The 21,670-nt window shown below is 49.1% G+C and carries 22 protein-coding genes; 6 read left to right on the top strand and 16 right to left on the bottom strand.

Translation table 11 applies throughout. The features are described from left to right. The first annotated feature begins 65 nt into the window (after nucleotides 1-65). From ACP7FG_RS03805 to ACP7FG_RS03790, 4 genes are all read left to right on the top strand, one after another. Nucleotides 66-440 carry a DUF3718 domain-containing protein gene (locus ACP7FG_RS03805; RefSeq protein ID WP_199493701.1) on the top strand — a complete coding sequence of 125 codons (375 nt, stop codon included), beginning with the start codon at nucleotides 66-68 and terminating at the stop codon, nucleotides 438-440. A 148-nt stretch (nucleotides 441-588) separates the two neighbouring features. Continuing rightward, nucleotides 589-2,040 (top strand): alpha/beta hydrolase, encoded by a 1,452-nt coding sequence (locus ACP7FG_RS03800; protein ID WP_439225578.1) that lies wholly within the window; start codon nucleotides 589-591, stop codon nucleotides 2,038-2,040. 3 nt (nucleotides 2,041-2,043) lie between these two features. After that, a complete protein-coding gene (locus ACP7FG_RS03795; protein ID WP_054489956.1) occupies nucleotides 2,044-2,778 on the top strand; it encodes an ATP-binding cassette domain-containing protein in 735 nt (244 codons plus the stop codon). Beyond that, nucleotides 2,778-3,923: an ABC transporter permease gene (locus ACP7FG_RS03790; protein ID WP_439225577.1), complete on the top strand. Its 1,146-nt coding sequence runs from the start codon at nucleotides 2,778-2,780 to the stop codon at nucleotides 3,921-3,923. Before ACP7FG_RS03795 ends, ACP7FG_RS03790 begins: the two co-directional genes overlap by 1 nt. Before the next feature lie 385 nt (nucleotides 3,924-4,308). On the opposite strand, the gene ACP7FG_RS03785 is transcribed toward ACP7FG_RS03790, so the two are convergent. The 7 genes from ACP7FG_RS03785 to folE2 all read right to left on the bottom strand — a co-directional run bounded on the left by ACP7FG_RS03785 (nucleotide 4,309) and on the right by folE2 (nucleotide 11,517). After that, nucleotides 4,309-5,628, bottom strand: a complete 1,320-nt coding sequence (locus ACP7FG_RS03785; protein WP_439225576.1) for an NAD(P)/FAD-dependent oxidoreductase — start codon at nucleotides 5,626-5,628, stop codon at nucleotides 4,309-4,311. A gap of 282 nt (nucleotides 5,629-5,910) precedes the next feature. Next, the gene (locus ACP7FG_RS03780; protein WP_199493704.1) at nucleotides 5,911-6,480 is read right to left on the bottom strand and encodes a GNAT family N-acetyltransferase; all 570 of its coding nucleotides are present in this window, start codon (nucleotides 6,478-6,480) and stop codon (nucleotides 5,911-5,913) included. Further along, nucleotides 6,480-7,859, bottom strand: coding sequence for an adenosylhomocysteinase (ahcY, locus tag ACP7FG_RS03775; RefSeq protein ID WP_439225575.1), 1,380 nt, complete (start codon nucleotides 7,857-7,859; stop codon nucleotides 6,480-6,482). The genes ACP7FG_RS03780 and ahcY overlap by 1 nt, the downstream gene beginning before the upstream one ends. 46 nt (nucleotides 7,860-7,905) lie before the next feature. Beyond that, nucleotides 7,906-8,916: an adenosine kinase gene (locus ACP7FG_RS03770; protein WP_273023692.1), complete on the bottom strand. Its 1,011-nt coding sequence runs from the start codon at nucleotides 8,914-8,916 to the stop codon at nucleotides 7,906-7,908. Nucleotides 8,917-8,966: 50 nt separating this feature from the next. Further along, the gene (locus tag ACP7FG_RS03765; RefSeq protein WP_439225574.1) at nucleotides 8,967-9,923 is read right to left on the bottom strand and encodes a cobalamin biosynthesis protein CobD/CbiB; all 957 of its coding nucleotides are present in this window, start codon (nucleotides 9,921-9,923) and stop codon (nucleotides 8,967-8,969) included. 24 nt (nucleotides 9,924-9,947) lie between these two features. Continuing rightward, complete coding sequence (locus ACP7FG_RS03760) at nucleotides 9,948-10,499, bottom strand: DUF2726 domain-containing protein (RefSeq protein WP_439225573.1); 552 nt, start codon at nucleotides 10,497-10,499, stop codon at nucleotides 9,948-9,950. A 91-nt stretch (nucleotides 10,500-10,590) separates the two neighbouring features. Further along, a complete protein-coding gene (gene folE2 / locus ACP7FG_RS03755) occupies nucleotides 10,591-11,517 on the bottom strand; it encodes a GTP cyclohydrolase FolE2 (RefSeq protein WP_439225572.1) in 927 nt (308 codons plus the stop codon). Nucleotides 11,518-11,725: 208 nt separating this feature from the next. On the opposite strand from folE2, the gene ACP7FG_RS03750 reads away from it, so the two are divergent. Continuing rightward, complete coding sequence (locus tag ACP7FG_RS03750) at nucleotides 11,726-12,076, top strand: Hpt domain-containing protein (RefSeq protein ID WP_278355550.1); 351 nt, start codon at nucleotides 11,726-11,728, stop codon at nucleotides 12,074-12,076. Here the strand turns inward: ACP7FG_RS03750 and arcA are convergent. From arcA to ACP7FG_RS03710, 8 genes are all read right to left on the bottom strand, one after another. Next, nucleotides 12,070-12,792, bottom strand: coding sequence for a two-component system response regulator ArcA (gene arcA, locus ACP7FG_RS03745; RefSeq protein ID WP_054491171.1), 723 nt, complete (start codon nucleotides 12,790-12,792; stop codon nucleotides 12,070-12,072). The genes ACP7FG_RS03750 and arcA overlap by 7 nt on opposite strands. Nucleotides 12,793-12,892: 100 nt before the next feature. Further along, nucleotides 12,893-14,512 carry an ATP-binding protein gene (locus ACP7FG_RS03740; RefSeq protein ID WP_439225571.1) on the bottom strand — a complete coding sequence of 540 codons (1,620 nt, stop codon included), beginning with the start codon at nucleotides 14,510-14,512 and terminating at the stop codon, nucleotides 12,893-12,895. A gap of 97 nt (nucleotides 14,513-14,609) precedes the next feature. Then, nucleotides 14,610-15,614 carry a methyltransferase gene (locus ACP7FG_RS03735; RefSeq protein WP_439225570.1) on the bottom strand — a complete coding sequence of 335 codons (1,005 nt, stop codon included), beginning with the start codon at nucleotides 15,612-15,614 and terminating at the stop codon, nucleotides 14,610-14,612. Nucleotides 15,615-15,626: 12 nt separating this feature from the next. Beyond that, a complete protein-coding gene (locus ACP7FG_RS03730) occupies nucleotides 15,627-17,333 on the bottom strand; it encodes a DUF342 domain-containing protein (protein ID WP_439225569.1) in 1,707 nt (568 codons plus the stop codon). Between the two features lie 78 nt (nucleotides 17,334-17,411). Beyond that, nucleotides 17,412-17,768: an Hpt domain-containing protein gene (locus ACP7FG_RS03725; RefSeq protein WP_439225568.1), complete on the bottom strand. Its 357-nt coding sequence runs from the start codon at nucleotides 17,766-17,768 to the stop codon at nucleotides 17,412-17,414. Further along, complete coding sequence (locus ACP7FG_RS03720) at nucleotides 17,758-18,780, bottom strand: succinylglutamate desuccinylase/aspartoacylase family protein (protein WP_439225567.1); 1,023 nt, start codon at nucleotides 18,778-18,780, stop codon at nucleotides 17,758-17,760. The genes ACP7FG_RS03725 and ACP7FG_RS03720 overlap by 11 nt, the downstream gene beginning before the upstream one ends. Before the next feature lies 1 nt (nucleotide 18,781). Beyond that, complete coding sequence (rimK, locus tag ACP7FG_RS03715; protein WP_222236488.1) at nucleotides 18,782-19,687, bottom strand: 30S ribosomal protein S6--L-glutamate ligase; 906 nt, start codon at nucleotides 19,685-19,687, stop codon at nucleotides 18,782-18,784. Beyond that, the gene (locus ACP7FG_RS03710) at nucleotides 19,684-20,106 is read right to left on the bottom strand and encodes an ATP-dependent zinc protease family protein (RefSeq protein ID WP_439225566.1); all 423 of its coding nucleotides are present in this window, start codon (nucleotides 20,104-20,106) and stop codon (nucleotides 19,684-19,686) included. Before ACP7FG_RS03710 ends, rimK begins: the two co-directional genes overlap by 4 nt. Nucleotides 20,107-20,256: 150 nt before the next feature. Here ACP7FG_RS03710 and ACP7FG_RS03705 point away from each other — a divergent pair, with 150 nt between their 5' ends. Beyond that, a complete protein-coding gene (locus tag ACP7FG_RS03705) occupies nucleotides 20,257-20,991 on the top strand; it encodes an EAL domain-containing protein (RefSeq protein ID WP_271331878.1) in 735 nt (244 codons plus the stop codon). On the opposite strand, the gene ACP7FG_RS03700 is transcribed toward ACP7FG_RS03705, so the two are convergent. After that, nucleotides 20,992-21,669 (bottom strand): DUF2982 domain-containing protein, encoded by a 678-nt coding sequence (locus tag ACP7FG_RS03700; protein WP_439225565.1) that lies wholly within the window; start codon nucleotides 21,667-21,669, stop codon nucleotides 20,992-20,994. It lies immediately after the preceding gene. Between the last annotated feature and the right edge of the window lies 1 nt (nucleotide 21,670).

Below are 21,670 nucleotides of genomic sequence, written 5' to 3'. Positions count from 1 at the left end.
AGCAGGCTTGAGTTCGTAGTATCATTCCTGATGAATTTTTGAACAATCTTGTGATGGGGTTTTACATGAAAGCGATTGTATTAGGCACCTTGATGGCTGCTGTTGCAGCGACAGGCGCAACATTCTCAAAAAGCGCAGAAGCAAATGAATTAGCTTTGAGCTTGTGCACATACGTACAAGGTGACGACACCATGCGTATGCGTAAGAAACTGCGTGACTCTCGTGTCCGTGTACGTGATATCTACAGCGGCATCCAGTGTAATGGACAAAGCTTACTGCAATTCGCAATGGCGAACGGCTCACAAGAAATTGGTAGCTTCATCGTTGGTCGTCTGTCAGTAGATGAACTGCAAAGCTCAGGCGACTACGAGTGGGCTCAGTCTAACGGTCATGGCGATACTGCCATCGCTCAGGCAATTAAAGAACGCGCTGGCTTTTAATTAAAAGACTTATTGCGTATTTCAAGAGCCCGCAAACGCTGTTTGCGGGCTTTTTTACATCTTCTAACAATTCAATCAGTAACTTACCTTGTAATTCTTCCCCGTTCTCTACGACAATAGATCCGTTACGCAAACAAACGGAATCGTTATGAAACAATGGATGGCAATAGCTTTGCCGGTACTGTTATTGGGGTTAGCTCCGATGAGCAGTTTGGCACAGACAAAAACAACCGAAGCTGCAAGCTGTTATCTTCCCGGCGTGCAGGAACAATTGCATTGCGGAACAGTGTCAGTTCCGGAAAATTATGACCAGCCTGAAGGCAAGCATATCGGTATTTATTACGCCGTACTGCCGGCAGTTCAGGAGGGCGCTAAGTCTGACCCAATGCTTATTCTCGCAGGTGGGCCCGGGCAGGCGGCGACAGAGCTTGCGCCAATGATAGCGCGAATGTTTGAGGGAGTGCGCCAAAAGCGGGATATTCTCTTAATCGATCAACGCGGCACAGGGAAAAGTCATCCGTTGAAATGCGATATCGAGCGGCCAGATGAACTCATTCGCGCGGACGATGAGCAAGACCTTGCAGAGTTGAGCCGTGAATGCCTGAAGCAATACCCCGATACTGATACAACGCAATATCACACCGTTAATGCGGTAAAAGACTTCGAGCGGGTACGTGAACATTTAGGAATTGAGCAACTGAATTTGTATGGCGGATCATACGGCACCCGGGTAGGGCTGACTTATTTGCGTGAAGCTCCAGGCTCAGTTCGTACCGCTACTTTAGATGCAATTGCACCACCTCAGGTTGTTATTGGTCCTTTTGGTCAACATGGTGCTGACGCATTTGACGCCATGTTAGAAGACTGCACAGAACAAACTGCGTGCCGTGAGAAATTTCCAAGGCTTGAACAAGAATATTATGAGGTGATGGCTGAACTTGAAGCTCAGAATATCTTATTGGAAACACGTGATCCTTTGTCCTTCGAGCCTCTGGAAATCAAGCTGACACCAGGACGTTTCAGTTCCATTATGCGAGTGGCTTTATACCACCCGAACACTCGTCAGCTTTTACCTTATGCTATCCATTCTGCCGCAGCAGGAGACTACCATGCCATTCTTGGACTCATGGGCGGCACCATGTCTCAAAGCAGTATCTATTTGGGGTTGATGTTGTCGGTCGTCTGTTCTGAAGACCTACCACGAGCCACACCAGAGTTGCTCGAGCAAGACGGCGACAATCAGTTTATTGGCAGTCGCACCGGCGACGCCTTTGTTGATATGTGTGCCGGTTGGCGCTCATCGAGTGTACCTGGTTACTGGTCTGATCCTGTCGTGAGTGACAAACCGGTATTGTTATTATCCGGTGAGTTAGATCCGGTAACGCCGCCTGAATGGGGAGAAATTGCACACCGGACTTTGCCCAACAGTAAGCACTTAGTTGCGCCAAACGCAGGCCATACCATTGCCAGCCATACATGTGCGAATCAACTTGTTGCGGATTTTATTGAGCAGGGCTCAATCGAAAATATAGATGGCAGTTGCTTAACTAAGCAGAGTCTTAAGCCTTTCGTACTGAACCAAAATGCAGCGGGGCTATAAGGGATGATAAACGTAGATGCACTAACAAAAACATTTAAAAATGTGCAAGCGCTGGATTCGCTCTCGTTTCAGGCAAAAGACGGTGAAATTACCGGGCTCCTTGGCCCTAATGGCGCCGGTAAAACCACTTGTTTGCGTATTATTTACGGATTACTGCAGGCCGATACCGGTAAAGCTGAAATTGAAGGTGTCGATGCGAATCAGAACCCCATAGATGCCCGCCGTAACCTAGGTATATTCCCCGATAAATTCGGCCTCTATGAGCGTTTGACGGTACGTGAGCAAGTGGCTTACTTCGCCGGACTTCACGGTCTTACCGGTAGCAAGCAAAAGCAAGCTGTCGAACAAGTGATAGAAAAGCTCGACATCAAAGAGTTGGCCGACAGACGTACAGCCGGTTTTTCGCAAGGCCAGAGAATGAAAGTAGCGCTGGCACAGGCACTGGTGCATAGCCCTAAGCACTTGATTCTTGATGAGCCCAGCCGCGGACTGGACGTAATGAGTACCCGTATTTTACGAGATGTGCTGCGCGAGCAGCGTGCGCAGGGTACCTGCATTCTGTTTTCCAGCCACGTAATGCAGGAAGTTGCTGCACTTTGTGACCGGGTGGTGGTTATGGCAAACGGCAAAGTTGCCGCAGAAGGAACCCCACAAGAGCTGTGCGACATGACAGGCGAGCCACAACTGGAAGATGCCTTCGTGAAGATAATTGGTACTGACGAGGGGATAGCAGCCTGATGAGTGCATTAACCTCTGTATGGAAAAAAGAGTTTCGTGATGCAATTCGAGACAAGCGTTCCGTTCTGGCCGCTATGTCTTATGCTTTTTTCGGACCACTGTTAATGGCCGTTGCATTCTTTTTTCTGATTACGCAACTGACCGATAAAGCCGACATTGAAATCACCATTGAAGGCGAAGAAAACGCACCTCAGCTGGTTGATTTTCTTAACGAACGAGGCGTCGTCCAGAAGCAGGGTGAATGGGCAAAAACCGAAACGCCTATAGTCCTTACTTTGCCTGAAAACTGGCAGGAAAGCGTTAGTAAAGCAGAACCGGTAGAAGTGACTTTACGAGCAGACTGGTCCGCACAAAAACAGCAAACCGATATTAAGCGAGTAGAGCAGGCAGTGCAGGCTTATTCAAGCCAAATAGCCGCATACCGTTTAACCTTGCGCGGTGTCGATCCGCGTGTGATTCAGCCGGTACAGCTGCAGAAACAGGACTTGGCAACTCGCGGCTCAAAGGCCGCTTTGATAATGGGTAGCGTACTGGTCTTTATTATTCTTTCCGTGTTCTGGTCCGGAATGAACGTGGCCATAGACATTAGTGCAGGTGAACGCGAGCGTAACTCACTGGAGTTTCTGCTGAGTCAGCCGTTAAGCACCTGGGATATCGTGACTGGTAAAGCACTGACCGCAACAACCTTCTCATTGTTTGGGGCAATACTTTCACTGGTACTTATTCCCATTATTTTTGCCTACGTGCCATTGCATGAAATTGGCATGAACGTGAATTTCAGTGTCGGTATGATGGCGCTGATGTTCATCTTACTGGTGCCGCTGGCCTTGCTTGCTACCGCGTTGCAGTTATTCGTGTCCTTCCGGGCGAAGAACTTCAAAGAAGCACAAACCTACATCAGCTTCTTGTTGATCATTCCAATGGCAGCTTCTTTTGGTGTGGAATTCGCGCGCCTTAAAAACCCAACCCTGTACTATCTCCCGTTAACCGGTCAGCATCAGGCATTTCTGTCACTGATACGCGGCGAAAACGTAAACCTCATGGGAACGGTCATCAGCGCAATTGCCACCCTGGCAGCCGCACTGCTGCTCATGAAATACATAGCCCGAATGCTCAAAAGCGAAAAAATCGTCTTCGGCCTGTAGCTCCAGGGCAGGCTACTCACTTGCTTCGCTTGAGCATTGGAGAGCGCTGAGGTTACAAGGGCTATTGTGGAGGACGCCCGTAAATACATCCCTGTAGGGCTTGGGCAGCGCCATCCATGGCGCTGCACACCTCCACAATAGCCCTGTGTAACCGTTGGGCGCGCTCGCTATCTTCCGCTTCAGATAAGAAGCGACTTAAGCCTTTATGAGAGAGTCTAAAGGGGCAGGTTGTTCACTTGTGAGCGCTACGAGTGTTGAAGGCTTCTGTGGCGGAGTGTCGAAGGCCATGGATGGCCTTCGTCAAGCCCTCATGGATGAGCTCGTCGCGTCTCCGCCACAGAAGCCTTCAATGCTCAAGCGAAACAAGTGAATAGCCTGTCCCGTCTCAGTCGAGTAGGCGGCCGTAGTGGTAGTAGAGCCATTGGCCCAGGCGGCGGAAGCGCGGTAGTGGGAAGGGCTTTAGTTGTGACTGGTAGTACGGTAGCTCGGGCAGGGGTTGTTCCATGGCGGCTTCTGCCAGTCTTTGGCCTGCTAAGGCGGTAAAGCTAACACCGGCGCCGCAGTAACCCATACTGGCGTAGATATTATCTTTCACTTGGCCTATCCGCGGGTAATCGTCCAGTGACACACTGACCCAGCCACTCCAGAAGTGTTCCCATTTGTTGATATCCCGCAGTTGCGGAAAGGTCTGGTGCAGAGCCGTTAGCAGACGCTTAGCATAAACAGCATCGGCGGCATTTTTCCCCTGTATGGCACCACGGCCGCCAAACAATAAGCGGTTATCCGGCAGTAAGCGGAAGTAGTACTTCAGTATGCGAGTATCCATTATGGCGTACTGGGGTGACAGCTTAATGCTTTCAACTTGTTCTTTACTCAGAGGTGGGGTGGTAATAATGCTCGACAGTACCGGTAGCGAGCGACTGGCAAGCTCCGGCAGTAATTGCCCTGAGGTATAGCCGTTAGAACAAACTAACAGCTTACGGGCGCGTACAGCGCCTTTAGCGGTTTGCAAATACACGCCTTTGCCGCCAAGCGACACCGCCTTTGTTACCGGACAGTGCTCAACTAACTGCGCACCGGCTGCAACGGCCCGTCGGGCGGTGGCGGCAGCTAATAACATAGGGTTCAGAGCAAAACAGTCGGTGAAGCGTAATGCCGCATGAGCCTGCGGGCTGGAAACCAGGTTGCTCAATTGCTCTTGCGTCAGCCATTCCACCGGCTGGTTAAATTGTTTGAGCTGGTCATACTGTTTCTTTAACGGATCAATGGCGCCGGGTTTATGCGCTATTTTCAGATAACCACCGTTTTGGCGCTGACAATGCTGAGGGCACTCCTGTACCGTTTCCTCAACCAGCTTCAGCGCTTTCTGGTGTTCGGCGGCAATGCCTTGCGCAACTTCGTTGCCCAGGCGTTCAGCCCAGGCTGACAAGCCCAGTCGACCGGTACTTTTCATTACAAAGCCAGCATTACGGGAGGAACACCCCCAGGCTAATTGGTTAGCCTCAAACACCGCAACAGAGTGCCCGTTTTCAGCCAGAACCCGGGCTGCATTTAAACCAGTATACCCAGCTCCAACAACAGCAAACTCCACTTCCTCCGGCGCATCAACACACTCCGGAAAATTGGCCTGCGTATGCTGCTGCCAATAACTAGGCTCAGGAGCATCATGAGGCCCCGGAGGCGCATTAACCAAAGGATCATACATAATCACCACCTATAAAAGCAGAGAAGGACAGGTCACTCACTTGTTTCGCTTCAACACTCGTAACGCTCTCAAGTGAATGACCTGTCCTTCTAGCATATCCATGTTTACGATAAATTGCTGCGATTACGTGAGATGCCGGGTAGAGAGCGCGCCCGACGGTTGCAATGGGCTATTGTGGAGGTGTGCAGCGCCATGGATGGCGCTGCCCAAGCCCTACAGGGATGTATTCACGGGCGTCCTCCACAATAGCCGATGCAACCTCAGCGCTCGCTATTCGCTGCCTTACGTATCGAACTTCAGCAGCATTTCGCCGGCGTCGCAGTAGCAGGTGCCGTCGCACACAGGGCAATAGTAGCCGTCTTCTACTGAGGCTTTGTACCAACGTTTTTCGTGTTGTTTAATCATTTCACCGCCGCAGCGGGTGAAATATTCATAGGCGCTGTTTTTGGGGCTTTGCATCCAAATATGCGCTAAGCCACCCTGGCAGCCCAACTCTTTGGCTGAAGCTATGCTGCGATACAGCAACTCTTTGCCTATGCCTAAGCCACGTGCCTTTTCCGATACGGCGGCGCATTTAAAGTAGCACAGTTTGTCGGCCGGAATTGGCCAGGCGTCAGGGGTGCAAAAATCATCAATGGGCCATTGTCCGGGGGCCAGGGTAATTCTTATACCTAAAGGCGTATCGCCGCGCAGGGCTATCCAGTTCAACTGTACGTTACCAGCGGTACCGCCGGCTAAATACTGCTGAAAACTGTCTTCGTTCAGGTAGTTGTCACCATGAACTTCATTGGCCAGATCAATAACGGCCGCCATATCGGCAGCCGTTATTTCACGATAAATGATATCGCTCATTAGTAGCGGTACTCGTCTGTTTTAAACGGACCTTCTGCATCAACGTGAATGTAGTTGGCCTGATCCGCTGTCAGCTTGGTGATAACGCCACCAAAACCCTGCACCATGTAACGTGCAACTTCTTCGTCCAGTTGCTTCGGCAGAACTTCTACGCGCAGGTATTCTTCCTGCTGTTTTTTGTCCATGTCGGCAAACTTTTGTCCAAACAAGTGAATCTGCGCCAGTACCTGGTTAGCAAAAGAACCATCCATAATACGGCTTGGGTGACCGGTTGCGTTACCTAAGTTCACCAGGCGGCCTTCGGCCAGCAGAATCAGGTAGTCGTTATCATCGTCTGAGCGATAAATTTTGTGTACCTGTGGCTTAATTTCTTCCCAGCGCCAGTTTTTGCGCATAAAGGCCGTGTCAATTTCGTTATCAAAGTGACCAATGTTACAAACCAGAGCGGTAGGCTTAAGTGCGGCCAGCATATAACGGTCACACACGTCCATATTACCGGTTGTGGTGACAATCAGGTCGGTATTGCCCAGCAAATCTTTGTTAATGTTCTCACCGTTACCGGTATTTTTACCTTCAAGGTAAGGAGAAACCACTTCAAAGCCGTCCATGCAAGCCTGCATAGCACAAATTGGGTCAATTTCGCTGATCTTAACAATCATGCCTTCCTGACGCAGACTTGCGGCAGAACCTTTACCCACATCACCGTAACCAACAACCAGAGCCTTTTTACCTGACAATAAGTGGTCAGTTGAACGCTTAATAGCGTCGTTCAGCGAGTGGCGGCAACCGTATTTGTTGTCATTTTTTGACTTAGTTACGGCGTCGTTCACGTTAATGGCCGGAACTTTCAAAGTGCCTTTTTCCAGCATATCCAGCAGGCGGTGAACGCCGGTAGTGGTTTCTTCGGTAATGCCGTGTACTTTGTCCAGCATTTGTGGGAATTCGTCGTGGATCATCAGGGTTAAATCACCGCCGTCATCCAGAATCATGTTGGCATCCCACAGCTCGCCGTCTTTGTGGCAAGTTTGCTTTAAGCACCAGTCATACTCTTCTTCAGTTTCGCCTTTCCAGGCAAATACCGGAACACCGGCAGCGGCCATAGCGGCAGCAGCGTGGTCCTGAGTAGAGAAAATATTACACGACGACCAGCGTACTTCTGCGCCCAGCTCAAGCAAGGTTTCAATCAGCACGGCTGTTTGAATAGTCATATGGATACAACCAATAATGCGGGCTCCGGCCAGTGGTTTGCTGTCAGCGTATTTACGGCGGATAGTCATCAGCGCCGGCATTTCGGACTCAGCAATCGCAATTTCCTTGCGACCCCATTCCGATAAGCTAATATCTGCAACTTTGTAGTCTTGCGAATTTTCTACACTCATAGCGACTCTCTTTTTCAGTGATCTTGTCGGTGAACTTGTAATGAGTTCAGGCGGTTTGAGCCTTCATAACACGCTCAATTAACTGCTGTTGACGCTCTTTATCCAGTCGAGCACCAAATTCGGTAACCAGTTCAGCGGCCGCGTGGCTGGCCAGACGGCCTGCGTCTTCTAACGGCATATTACGGGTTAAGCCGTACAGCATAGCACCTGCGAACATATCGCCGGCACCGTTGGTATCAATAGCTTTAACCGGCACCCCAGGAACATGAACCTGACGCTCACGGTTAGCAATTAAGGCGCCATCTTTGCCCAGAGTAATTGCAACCGTGTCGGCTTGCTTTAGTAATACGCTTAAAGCCGCCTGAGGATCGTCCTTACCGGTTAATAATTCTGCTTCCTCACGGTTACAGAACATTAAATCGACACCACCCTCAAGAATTTCATCAATGCCGTCGCGGAAAAACTTCACCATTGCCGGGTCAGAGCAGGTCATAACCAGTTTGGTGTTGTTATCGCGCGCCACTTTTTTAGCATGCTGAATAGCACCACGGGCAATTTCCGAGGTAATTAAATAACCTTCAATATAAAGGTAATTTGCTGCTGCAATCGCATGGTCATCAATTTCAACGGTGGACAAGTCAGCGGTAATGCCCAGGTGTGTACGCATAGTGCGTTCAGCATCCGGGGTAACCATGACCAGGCAACGACCGGTGATACCCGGGTTCTGCTGCTTTTTAAGGCTGGTTTCAATACCCACTTGTTCTAAGTCCTGACGGTAAAACATACCCGCTTCATCGTCTGCAACTTTACAACAATAATAGGCTTTTCCGCCAAACTGAGCAAAAGCCACCAGCGAGTTAGCGGCTGAGCCGCCCCCACACTGCTTTTTTAATTCACCCAGTTCGCTGAGCTCGGCAATCAGAGTATTTTGAGCGTCTTCGTCAATCAGCTCCATCATGCCTTTTTTCAAATTGTGCTTTTGGAGGAAGTCATCAGTGACCTCAAACTCCTGATCCACCAGCGCATTGCCAATGCCGATTACATCAATGGTTTTCATAGTATTAAATGGTTGCCTTATTAGGGCGCGTAGTATACCCGATGAGTCGGTCAGGGTCGATAAATGAACAGAGCAAAAAGTGCAATAACCAGACAAGCAATGAAAAAGATCTGCCATTGCCTTTGCCAGCGCTGCGCCCGGGGCAATAACAACTCTGCCGGACGACCGTCAAAACGCTGTCGCGCAATACGAATTCCCTGAACTTGTATAGGCCCGCCCAGGCTTACCCGGTGACAATAACTGAAACTCTGCAACCAACTGAGCAGCACAGTCGGGAACAACGGGTTACGGTTTAGCGACTGCAGTTTGGGCTTGTTGGGCTGAAACAACGCCATAAAACGCGCTGCCAGCGACAGTAAAAACGAAGGGAAAAAGTGGCTTATGGTGTACAGCCAGTGAGTTGCCAGACCAAAATGGCGGTAGCGGGCCTGAGCAATGGGCCATATCTGAGTCAATTCATAGACAGTGCGCACGCCAAGCGCAGCTAAAGGGCCTCCAATAAACCAAAAGAATAAAGGGGTGAAGCGGTGTTCTAAAATACTGGCAGCACGTAATTCCAGACTGGTTTTTGCAATGCCGTGTTCACTGAGTAAGTCACAGTCGCGCCAGGTTACACGGCTTAGCCAGGCGCGGGCGGCATTTTTACGACCACGTTGTAAGTGGCTGTCTGCTAAGCGCACGGCATGAGTAACGGGTTGCTGGCGTAAACTGACCAATAGAATAAGCCAGCCAATGGCAAGTTCCACTTCGGCACCGGCAAAGACAATAGCCGCCGGCAGCAGAACCAGCAGCGACATGGTTAACCAGGCCAGAAAACCGGCAATACGTTGTTGGCTGACCGGGCGTCCGGGCTTGTTCACTTTGCCGCTCATGTAGGAAGCCATTAGCCGAAAAACGGCAAGTGGATGCCATTGTTCCGGCCACGGAAACCAGCGCTCTGCCAGCAATGCCAGCAGAGCGAGAGTCACAGGGGATAACAGAATGTCGTGTAAAAGCTCCGTGTTCATGCAGCTATACTGCCACGGACATGGTTAAGCGGCAATCGGCTGGTTATCTTTGTCTCTATTGGTTGGTACGGCTGCGCGAACATGCTCGGCCTGACGAATTTTGCCATGAATGTAGTCGTGTAGCTCAGCTACACGGTAACCCGGCTTGGCTTTAAAGCGCAGGAACGGCAAGCCGGCTGCGGCTAACGTATTTTTCAAAAACAAGTTACGTTTTTGCTGATTCAGCGATGACTGTCCGGGTTCCAGCTCAATGGCAGCTTTTACCTGCATGGTGTGAATGTCACACAGTACATAGTCAAGAATACGTTGGCTGGCTTTGTTGTGCGCATCTTTACGGGCAGTTGCCGACAAGCCGGAACGCACGGTAACAATATCGCTTAAGCGGACTTTAGTGAAAATACGGAAATCATCGCCGACCGACTTTTCCAGCAGTGTCAAAAATTGGTCTTCCTGAGCTGTGCACAGGGTCGTATCTTTCAGTTTATAAGGGTAGGGGACGTAGTTTTCGGACATTCGGCTGGCAATAACGGCCACCGCAATTAATACAACAACAAACAACAACAAGATAATTTCCATTTTCACACCTCATCAGAAAATTGACGCTCTGTGAGGTGTGAAGCAAAAGCTGTGCCACTAATAGCTGCTTATGGAATTAATTTAAGCCGGGTTAGGCTGAATAACCACCCGGAATACCTTTGGTGGTGACACTGACAGCATCGTGCGCGTGCAACGACTCGTAGTGGTTCACCCGCAGCCAGAAGTCACGGAAGTGTGACATTTGGTTCAACTGGTGCTGTAAGCGGCGCGATGCGTCTTCACAGAACATTAGATTTTGTCCGTTCAAACGGGCAAACTCTTGCTCATCTTCACGTTTCACTGCAGCCTGAACTGGCGTCTTCAGCGCATCTTCAACAGCGTCAATCAGTTCCACAATAGGAAAGTCAGTAACGCTCTCGCTCAATGCCACTTTAACTTCAGCAATTGAACGCTGGCTGTGTGGTGTAGCGACAATACCTTCGGTCGAACCTAACCATTCGTGCATGGTGGCTGCATCGACTTTTTCCTGACCGGCAAACTGGGCATTAAAGGCGTCCTGAATTAACTGACGCGCTAACGCTGCAGAGCACGGGCAAGTTGACGAGTAAGGCACATCAACAGACAGCTCCAGCTTTAGTTTTCCAGCATCGTAGCGACCGGTTAAGCTCACCGGGTAAGCTTTCCAGCCCTGCTTTTTGCTTATCAGCGACTTGCGGCGTAAGTGGTAGTCAAAATCAAACTTAATAAAGGCCTGATCACTAATGTCTTTATGACTTTCAATAAAGTCATTCAGCAGTTGCTTCAAAGTATCATGACTGAGTTCACCTTCGGTCGAAAGTTTGTCCAGCAATAAATACAAGCGAGACATATGGATACCCTTGGTTTTCGGGTTCTTCAGGTTGACGAAAGCTTCCACTTTAGCGGCCACAGGGCGCTCTGGTACGCCGGCGGCGGCTACCATAAGTGGAACTTCAATGTTGCTCATGCCAACCCAATCGAGGGCTCCCTCTGTCTGGGCCTGCGTTTGGTTGGCTACGTCGGGCATAACTGTTGGCATTCGTTGTGAACTCCAAGTCTCGTGAATATTGTCCGGCCAGATTGATCTTGATCAAGTTGGCTCAGTCTAAAGGTGGGCATTATATCGCAGAATTTAACCAGGTGACACCGATTGCCCTAATCGATTCTATCTGTGCACTGTGCACAGTGGTTGACTCAAAACAGGAATACGCCGAGGATAGGGTTTTGGATTGATGGAGCACACAAAGATGGCAGAAAAATCGGATATCGATACCGAACTGTTGCAACAATACCTGGATACTTTGGGCGCCGAGGGCATAAAAGCAACCCTTACAACCTTTGACGGTATTATTCAAAGCTACGCTAAGTTACTGCATCAGGCAGCTAAAGAGCGCAACGAAGACGAATTACGCAAACAGGCGCATAAAGTGAAAGGGGCCTGCAGTTCGGTCGGCTTAACGGCTCTGTCAAAAAACATGGAAAAAGTAGAGAAAGAAGACTGGGAATGGCCAGTGGCAGAACGCCTGTTAATAGAATGGGCCGATGCGGTCATTCCGCACCGGCAGCAAATTGACGCCTGGTTAGCGAAGCATCACTGAGCTTGCTGATCAACCTCACCAATAAAACGATAACCTTCACCATGGATGGTGGTAATAAGGTTTGGCGTTTCCGGGTGTGACTCGAAATGACGACGAATACGGCGAATAGCAACGTCAACTGTACGATCATTCGGGCGAAGTTCGCGGTCCAGCATACGTTTAACCAGTGTTTCGCGGTCAAGGATACGGCCCGGATTCGATAAAAACAGCTCCAACGCGCGGTATTCACTTTTCGGCAGACGGAACATCTGATTTTCCGGTGAGTACAGGCAGCGACTGTCGCTGTTTAAACGCCAACCGTGGAACTGGAACTCAACACTGTTGTTTTCAACCGGATTGCTTGAACGTGAAGCTTCAATGCGACGGCAGAGATTGCGTACGCGAATAGTCAGCTCTTTCGGATTGTAAGGCTTAATGAGGTAATCATCAGCACCCAATTCCAGAGCCAACAAGCGGTCGTCTTCGCTGTCGCGACCGGTTAAGAAAATTAAGCCAATGTTGTCGCTTTCGCGTAATGACTCGGCAAGTTCCAAACCATTTTTGCCTGGCAGGTTAACGTCCATGATTACGACATCAACACGTTCCTGACGCATGATGTTTTCCATTTGCAGGCCATCAGCTGCATCAAAAACTTCGTAGCCTTCTTGTTGGAATAGACGGGTAAGAGTCTGGCGAGTAACAACTTCGTCTTCAACAATCAATATTCTGGCATTCATAAGCGTTGATTTTCCCGGAAAGTTCGTCGCTGTGCGTACGGTGTTGAACTTATATTTATAAAAGTTATGACGTTACATTATGACTTTTGTTTGAGATTTTTCAAGCATTGCTGACTAAAGTGACGGGAAAACGAACAATAAACTCCACCCCGTTCTTTTCTTCACTAAAGAAGTGAATGTTACCACCTAATACCTGAGTCACCAGGTTATAAACTAAATGCAGCCCCAAACCACTACCGCCGGACCCTCGTTTGGTGGTGACAAAGGGATCAAATATTTTACGGCTGATATCACTTGGTACGCCTTTACCGTTATCGGCGTAAACCATTTCCAGCTCAGTGTCGTTCTGCATGCTAAAACTAATATCAATTTGCCCATGGTCGTAGCCGTCAAAAGCGTGGATCATGGAGTTCACAATAAGGTTTATGAGCACCTGGTTCAGCGGTCCGGCTTTAGCGCGTACCGTCAGGTTGTCCGGACAAGAAATTCGAATTGGGAATTTTTCCGGATCCAGGCGTCGCGGTTTAACAGAAATAAGAACATCGTTCATAAAAGAAGGAATATGAATGTCGCGATCCACTTCCGATGACTGGTCAACGGCCACTTGCTTAAAGCTGGTCACTAAGTCGGCGGCGCGGCCTAAGTTGCGGTAAATAATTTGCAGGTTTTCGTCGCAATCACTTAAAAAGCGTTCAAATTCAGACGTTGAAATGCGTTTTTCGTCAAACTTTTCCTGCATAACGGTCAGTTTGTCCTGCAATAAGGTCGAAGCCGTTACTGACAAACCAATGGGCGTATTAACTTCGTGCGCAATGCCGGCAACCATGTCGCCCAGCGACGCCATTTTTTCCGACTCAACCAGTTGTCCCTGATACTGGTGCAGCTGCTCCAGCGTTTTTAACAGTTCGCTGTTCGATTCTTTCAGCGCCTGAGTGCGCTGTGTTACCTGCCGTTCCAGCTCGGTATTTAACTGACTGGCTTCTTCTTCGGCACGACGCTGACGACTGATATGCTGCTGCACTCTGTCCAGCATGGTATTAAAGGCGTGTGCCATCATGTCAAACTCTACCAGCTGTGAGGGGGCCAGGCGCAGTGAGTAGTTCTTGTCCCGCGCTACCTGAGAAATGACATCCACGACTGAGTCGAGCGGTGTCACAATGGTTTTTCTTAAACGCAGAGTCACTAACCAACAAAGCAGCAGTGTCAGCACAAATACCACAGCGGCTATGCCAATAGAGCGCCACATAAATAAACGGGCCTGCTCCAGTGAGCCACGTAGGTAAACATAACCTATTACTTCGCCATCCAGTACTACAGGCTGGGACACTTCAATGTAGTCGTCCTGAATTTGTGGCGTGGTCAGCCGGTCAAGTTTTGAAAAGCGAGCAGGAATGGGGGCCAGTCCCTGTTTGTTGTAGCTGGAGAAAAAGGTCAACTCGTTACTGGTTTCATCCAGTTTGTAGACATGAACGTGCTGAATAAAGTCAGTGTTTTGCAGTGAGTTCAGCCGTTGCTTTTCGGTTGCGTTGTCATTAAACACCAGACTACTGGCGGCATTACCGGCAACTATTCGGGCGTACGAAAGCGACTGTTCATGCAGCGACTTCTCGTACTGAGCAACCTGGCTAACAATATTGACGGTAAAACCGACAAGAAGCGCGAAGCTGGTGACCAACAACACGATATAAATCAGTATGCGCTTCAGTGAAATAGTATGCATTCAGTCTACGGCTCAGTCTCTGAAAAAAATTATTTGTATATTGATGTTAGCAAAGCGTTAACAAAAAAGGCATTGGTTAAACAAAAAAATCGGTTATTTATCGATAAGTTGCATGGTAAACACGGTAGCGACCATCATCGGCAATGGTATCACAGTGCGTAAAAGCCGACTCAATAACCTCGGGCCAGGGCAAAAAGCGGTTTGCCACAATTCTTAAAACACCTTGTTTATTAAGGTGTTGCTTCGCATCTTTGATGAATTTTCGGGCAATCTCATAATCGGTTTTCTGCCCGGTATGAAACGGCGGGTTACTAATAATGAAATCGAACTGTCCGGCGTCTTCTGGTATCCCGTCGGCTAAACGCAATTCCGCATTTATTGCTTCTTTTTCCAACGTCATTCTGCTGGCAGCAATGGCAATAGGACTCACGTCACACGCCATAAGTTCAGTGGTCAGTGGCGAAACTTGCTGTGCAATAACACCGGCTCCGCAGGCAAAGTCCAGGCCCCGTCCCTTGGGCAAATCTTTAATATGTTGCAACAGCAGCAGGGTGGCAGGGTCAATATGCTCACGGCTGAAAACACCCGGTAAAGTGACAAAAGATTTCGGCTGGTTATCCAGTTCATAAGTCAGAGTCTTAGCGTAACTGGCCAAAGACGCTGGTTCATGTGCCTGATGGTTTCTTGCACTGGCAAACAGTAAGCAGTGGTTTGCTGAAGCCAGCTTCTGAGGCGGTTGCAACCAGTCAGGTAACTTTTTCATTAACGGTTGAATGCCGGAGCGTTTCTCACCTGCAAACCAAACAGGGGTATTGGCCGGCAATAACGCCAGTTGTTCTAATAAATAATGGTTAAGTTCTTTTTCTTTAGCTACCAGCATTAACACGCCGTCGTAAGCGGTTAAATCGGGCGCCTGTGCCTGACAAAAAGCCTTGTGTCCGGCCGCTTTCCAGGCATCGGCATGGCCGGCATGAAAACACCAGGCCGAACTATTGCTCAGGCCTGCCAGTTCTGCACCGCCTGGGTGAATGACTAACAACGAACCATAAGTCCAGGGTTGAGAGGATTGCCTCCCAAGCATAGAAAGAATTGCAGATGACATAGTAGTTACCGCTTAGACCAGACTGTCTACTCGTAGTTGTTTGTCCTGAAGTAAGAACATTGTACCATTGCGATGTTCTTTTATGCGCAGGCTTTTTTCTTTAAAAATAAACAAAATGCCGGGGAACACTTCTTTACTGACCATAGTACGCAGTACCGGATGGTTCTCAAAAGCTTCCAGTACCGAATCAATACTGGTGCGGGTAGTAACAATGCGAGCTTTGAGCTTACGCAGTTCACCTTTTAATTTGGTCTCGTACTCAAGCTTCTTAGGGCCGTCTTCCAGCGTCTGGCAACGGTCCAGCCCCTGTTGCACAACTTTTATTCGTGCCAGAGTTTTAGCCAACACGCCGCGCATATTTTTTAAGTGTTCCAGCGACTGTGGGTCAACCGGCGGTAGCGACCAGTATATTCGTGTTTTGGTTCCGGCTGGTGCGCCTAACTGGCCACAATAAATGTGATCACAGGTTTCAATGGTGCCGCCTATCAATTTTCCGCGGGCGTTGCGACCCTCACCACCAATAGCCAGTTGGCCTTTGGTTATGACATGACAATGAGTCAGCTGCTTGTCGGTATGTACGCCATTTTGCGAGTCTAAACAGGAATATTGGGCATAGGCGCACCAAATGGAGCCACCCGCCACCAGTTTGGTGGAAACATCGGGTATCCAGTCATCGGCGTCTTCGTCATGCTCTGCGGTTTCGCCGGAATTCAGCAGGCGACCAATGCAGCCTTTGCGTACTGTTATATTGCCGTCGGCGTAAAGTTCAGCTGAGTCGACATAACCACCGACAGTGATATCACCCGAGCAGGTGACTTTCATGCCTTCGCTGACGTTACCGCTAACAATGACGCTGCCTTTAAATTTAACGTGCCCGGTGGAAACATCGACATTATTTAGCTGCATGACATCGTCAACTTGCACGCTGTTATCGTTAAAGCTGGGCATGCCGGTACGGTCGGCAACAATTAAATTGCTGTCTGTTTCACTGACACGGGTACCTTCCCCGGGTTTAAAGTCGCGATCCTCGCCGTCATGGGCCTCTAACTCCTGGCCAAAAACCGTAAAACCTGGTCGGCCTTTGCTGGGCGGAGTCTTTTGCAGTAACGGCTGTTCCGGGTCAACAGTAACCTGAGCGCCTAAGTCGCGCATGTCGGCGGTACCGTCTTCGCGAAGCTGTGGTCTGAGTACGCGCTTGCGGGCATCATCGGCCAGCGGCTTAAACTTAGCATTACTGCCGTTAATGGGGTATTTGCCTTTGGCTACGGTTACTGATAATTCCGCACCCGGAGGGGCTTCGTTGGTGTGTTCAACCAAAGCATCAATGGCTTTGCGCTGAATACCGGAAGTTACCTTCTTCTCTTTCAGCTTAGCAATAATAGCTTCCTGACTCAGCGGCTTACCGCCAAAGCCAACAATGGCGCTGGCAGTCACTTTCATATCGTCATCACTGACTAGTAAGTTCAGGTCGGCGTCAAAAATTTCGGCAATAATAACCTGAAAAGAAATGCTGCTGTTGCTGTCTTTACTGAAGTGCTGGGCGTACTTGGTGGCCGTTTGGGTCATCATTTGAGGGTCCAGCAATTTTGCAGCCGAATAGTCAGAAGCCTGCCACGCTTTCTGTAACTGCTCTGCTTTGACTTCTGAAGGACGTGTACCGGCATCAATAATGATGTAAACATCTCTTTCAGAAACCCGGAAACTGACCGGACTGGACATAAGGCGCCTGTTTTTTAATCGCTGTTGTTATTTTTATCGGGCCATTTTAACGAATATTAAGTAACTTTTGTATTAATTTTAATCGGCCAAATTAACGTTGTTGCAATAGTTCTCTATTTGACCATTAACTAAAGCCAGGTTGGTGTTAACTTGTCTAATCGCTTCTGCGCGTTGTTGTTCATCTTGTTGCTGCCATTTAACAAAAAGTTGTGCTGCCAACTTGCTTAAAGGTGCGGCGCCTATCGTTGCACTCAAACTTTTTAACGTATGGAGTTGTAAGCGCGCTGCCTCAGAGTCTGTTAGTAGTGTGTTCATGTCAAGCAGAGGACGGAACTGGTCCAGATAACAGACCAGCACTTCCCGGTATAAACTGTCCTGACCATCGCAATGGCGCAGGCCCTGACTAAAATCAATGTCTGCTAAATTACTGCTCATACGGCTTGTTTTCATACACCTCAGTAAAAGAATCTACACTCTCGGTCGCATCCGACATGGTATCTTTATCAAATTGCGCTACGTTGAATAAGGCTTCGCCTTCATTCGCTACCGGAATATTACTGCAGCCTATGATAATACCGCGCACCGGAGATTCAACCTCATCGCCTTCGCCACCGTGAGGGCTTACACTTAACGCTAATACTTGCTGCTTTTGAATGGTTTGACCCAGCTCAACTTTTGGAATGATAAGACCATCCCGCTCTGCCCGAACCCAGGTGGAACGGCGTGCAATAACAGGGGTAACACGGCGCCCGCGGCGTCGGCCTTTCATTATCTTCAGGTGCTTCATAACGTTCTGTACGCCAATAACACCGGCACTTATCGAGGCTTCATCAAAGCGCAGTGCTTCGCCGGCTTCGTATAAAATCAACGGAATATTCAGCTCGTTGGCGAAAGACCGTAATGAACCATCGCGCTCTTTCGAGTGAAGAATAACCGGAGTGCTAAAGGCTTTTGCCATTGCCAGCGCTTTCTCGTTTTCAACATCAACACGAATTTGTGGCAGGTTGCTGCGGTTAATGGCGCCGGTATGTAAATCCACTATGTGAGTGGACTTTTTTACCAGCTCTTCACTGAATAAATAGGCCATACGGCTGCCCATTGCACCGCGCTCTGAACCCGGAAAGCAACGGTTCAAGTCGCGTCGGTCAGGCAGGTAGCGCGACTGCTGAATAAAGCCAAATAAGTTCACAATAGGCACTACCACCAGCGTACCGCTGAGTTCGCGCGCATCTACGGTATTGATCAAACGCCGGCAAACTTCAATGCCATTCAGTTCATCGCCGTGAATGGCAGCGCTAACCAGTAATACCGGGCCGGGCTTAGTGCCATGAAACACATCAATACGTAAGTCCAGCGGCGCGTCGTTGTATAAACGCAGCGCCGGCAGCGTAATGTGCTGATGTGAACCGGGCTCTACACACTGTCCGCCAATTTCAAAACGCTTCATTCTAGCCGCGCCCTTTGGTACGGGTTTTATGGGCTTTGGCATTTTTCTCAAGGAAGCTGATAATTTGCCCGGCAACGTCTTTATCCGTTGCCTGCTCAATGCCTTCAAGGCCGGGTGACGAATTTACTTCCATGACTAATGGCCCGTGGTTAGAGCGCAGGATATCCACACCGGCCACATTCAGACCCATAGTCTTAGCTGCTTTAACGGCCGTTGCCCGCTCTGCCGGTGTCAGTTTTACCAGCGAAGCACTGCCGCCGCGGTGCAGGTTAGAGCGAAATTCACCAGCTTTTGCCTGGCGCTTCATGGCCGCAATGACTTTGTCACCAATAACCAGACAGCGAATATCAGCGCCACCGGCTTCTTTAATGTATTCCTGCACCATAAAGTTCGACTTCAGGCCCATGAAGGCTTCAATCACGCTTTCCGCAGCCTGACGAGTTTCAGCCAGAACCACACCAATACCCTGAGTACCTTCCAGCAATTTGATAACCAGCGGCGCACCGCCGACCATGTCAATTAAGTCCGGAATGTCCTGCGGCTGACTGGCAAAGCCTGTGGTCGGCAGGCCAATACCTTTGCGCGATAAAAGCTGCAGCGAGCGTAATTTGTCACGGCTACGGGAAATGGCGACCGACTCATTTAATGGGTAACTGCCAATCATCTCAAACTGGCGCAGCACTGCTGTGCCGTAAAAAGTAACAGACGCGCCAATACGGGGGATCACACAGTCATAAACTGGCAGCTCTTTACCGTGTTTGTGAATCGACGACTCGCGTGCGTTGATGTCCATGTAACACCGCAATGGGTTAAGTACGTCAACCTCATGGCCACGCTGTTCAGCGGCTTCTACCAAACGGCGTGTTGAATAAAGCGCTGAGTTACGCGATAAAATCGCAATTCTCATGGTTGTTCTCCTAATAAGTGAGAGGACTGTGGGTCGACGATGAAATGTCCACGCATGGCTTGTCGGCCTAATAACATCCGAAATTTCATAGTGTCTCTGTTAGTTAACGTCAGTTCCACCAGCTCGTCAAATGTACCCAGTTGTAAACGTGTTCGGATCACATACCGGGTCTCGGTGTGGCCGCCGGAATCGGTTACTTCACGTTTATCAAATACGGGTGCTTCGCAAATTTGTTCGCGCAGAGAGTCTTGTTCCGGGTGCATGTAAATGCGCAGCCATTCTTTATTGTCGCGCTCAAATGGCTCTAATTTAAATGCATGCAAACACGAAGTTTTCGCGCCAGTATCAACTTTCATATGAATTGGGTTAATATGGAGTTCAGGAAGTACGCCCCACTCTTGCCAGCCAATTGTTGTCATTGTGCTACCTTGTAATAACTGTTGAATGCTTAATACAGTATTCTGATAAAAACGCAATTTTTATTGATCGATAGTCACAGTTTTTACGTTTTTTCTCAAACCTGATACTTTAGTCTGGTATGAGCTATACAACTTCTTTGAGGATAGTCTATGTCTGCTTGCCCAACCTGTAACTGCCGCAAACCTCTTGGGTTTGGTATTAAAATGGCGTTTCAGCCAATTGTAGACATCTCCAGTAAAACGGTGTTCGCTTACGAGGCTTTGGTACGTGGCGAAAACGGCGAAGGCGCAGGCCGCATACTGGGGCAAGTGACTGAAGACAATAAATACACCTTTGACCAAAGTTGCCGGGTGAAAGCTATTGAAACGGCTTCGCGCATTAAATTGCCGGGTAATTTAAGCATTAACTTTATGCCCAATGCCATTTATGAGCCCGAAACCTGTCTGGCAAAAACCTTAGAAACGGCAACGAGAACCAACTTTGACCGTAATAACATCATTTTTGAGGTCACTGAGCAGGAGCAAGTAGTCAGTCAGCAGTTTTTAGTTGAAGTATTTGAAGCTTACCGCAAAGAAGGTTTCAAGACAGCCATTGACGACTTTGGTGCCGGTTATGCCGGACTGAATTTGTTAGCCGACTTTCAGCCCGACATTCTGAAAATTGACATGAAACTGATTCGTGATATTTGCCAGAATAAAGTCAAACAAACCCTGGTTCGCTCTATTCAACAAATTGGTGAAGAGCTTGGCATTCAACTTATTGCCGAGGGCATTGAAACCGACGACGAATACAAATACCTGCGCGACAACGGCATTACTTTAATGCAGGGGTATTACTTTCAAAAGCCTATGCTGGAAGCTATTCAGGACGTTAATTTCCCGTAATTACGCATCCGTATCACCGTTTCGGCTCGCCTGTAACTTTTGCAAATGCGCTTTAAAGTCGTAAATGTCGCGGTCCAGCGCCGCAGAGCTGACGTATAAGTCGTAACCAAGCAGCTCCCGCATTTGCTCCATGCGTTTACCAAATACTCCAATAAGCCCTTTGTAAACCTTGCCGTCGGGGCTTATGTAGCTGTCCGGAATATCGAAGTAGGGCGTGTAGTCTTCCCGGTCCGGAGCCTGGTGCCGCAGCGCCATGGTCAGTAACTGGCGTTGTTCAAATAGCAGGGCAGAGGCTAAGCGGGGTGAAATGTCGTCCAGAACCTCCTCCACGTGGTAAAGCCGAAAGCCAATAAAAGGCGCGTCTTCTAGCTCCATAACCCGGTTCACCCTTGGTACGTCGTAGCGAATAATGTTTTCCCAGCGGATCTCCCACTGACCACGGCGGTGCAAATAGCGAATGCCCTCGGGGGTTATTACCAAGGACACCGGTGGCTCTATTAATTTGCCGATGCCCAGCAGCATCAGAATGCCGGATGCCGCACCCAGAACCACAGAAAGACCAATCGGAATATCGTTGCGGATCAGATGTAAGAATATTAGCAGCGCAAACAGCAAAAGCGCTAAACCACAAAAGGTCAGGGCGTTGCGTCGGGCCTGAGGGCTGACATCAAATTGCATA

It is taken from the genome of Idiomarina sp. ST10R2A5 (assembly GCF_051842325.1).
Taxonomy (GTDB): Bacteria; Pseudomonadota; Gammaproteobacteria; order Enterobacterales; family Alteromonadaceae; genus Idiomarina; species Idiomarina abyssalis.
This window is presented reverse-complemented; position numbering and strand designations above follow the sequence as displayed.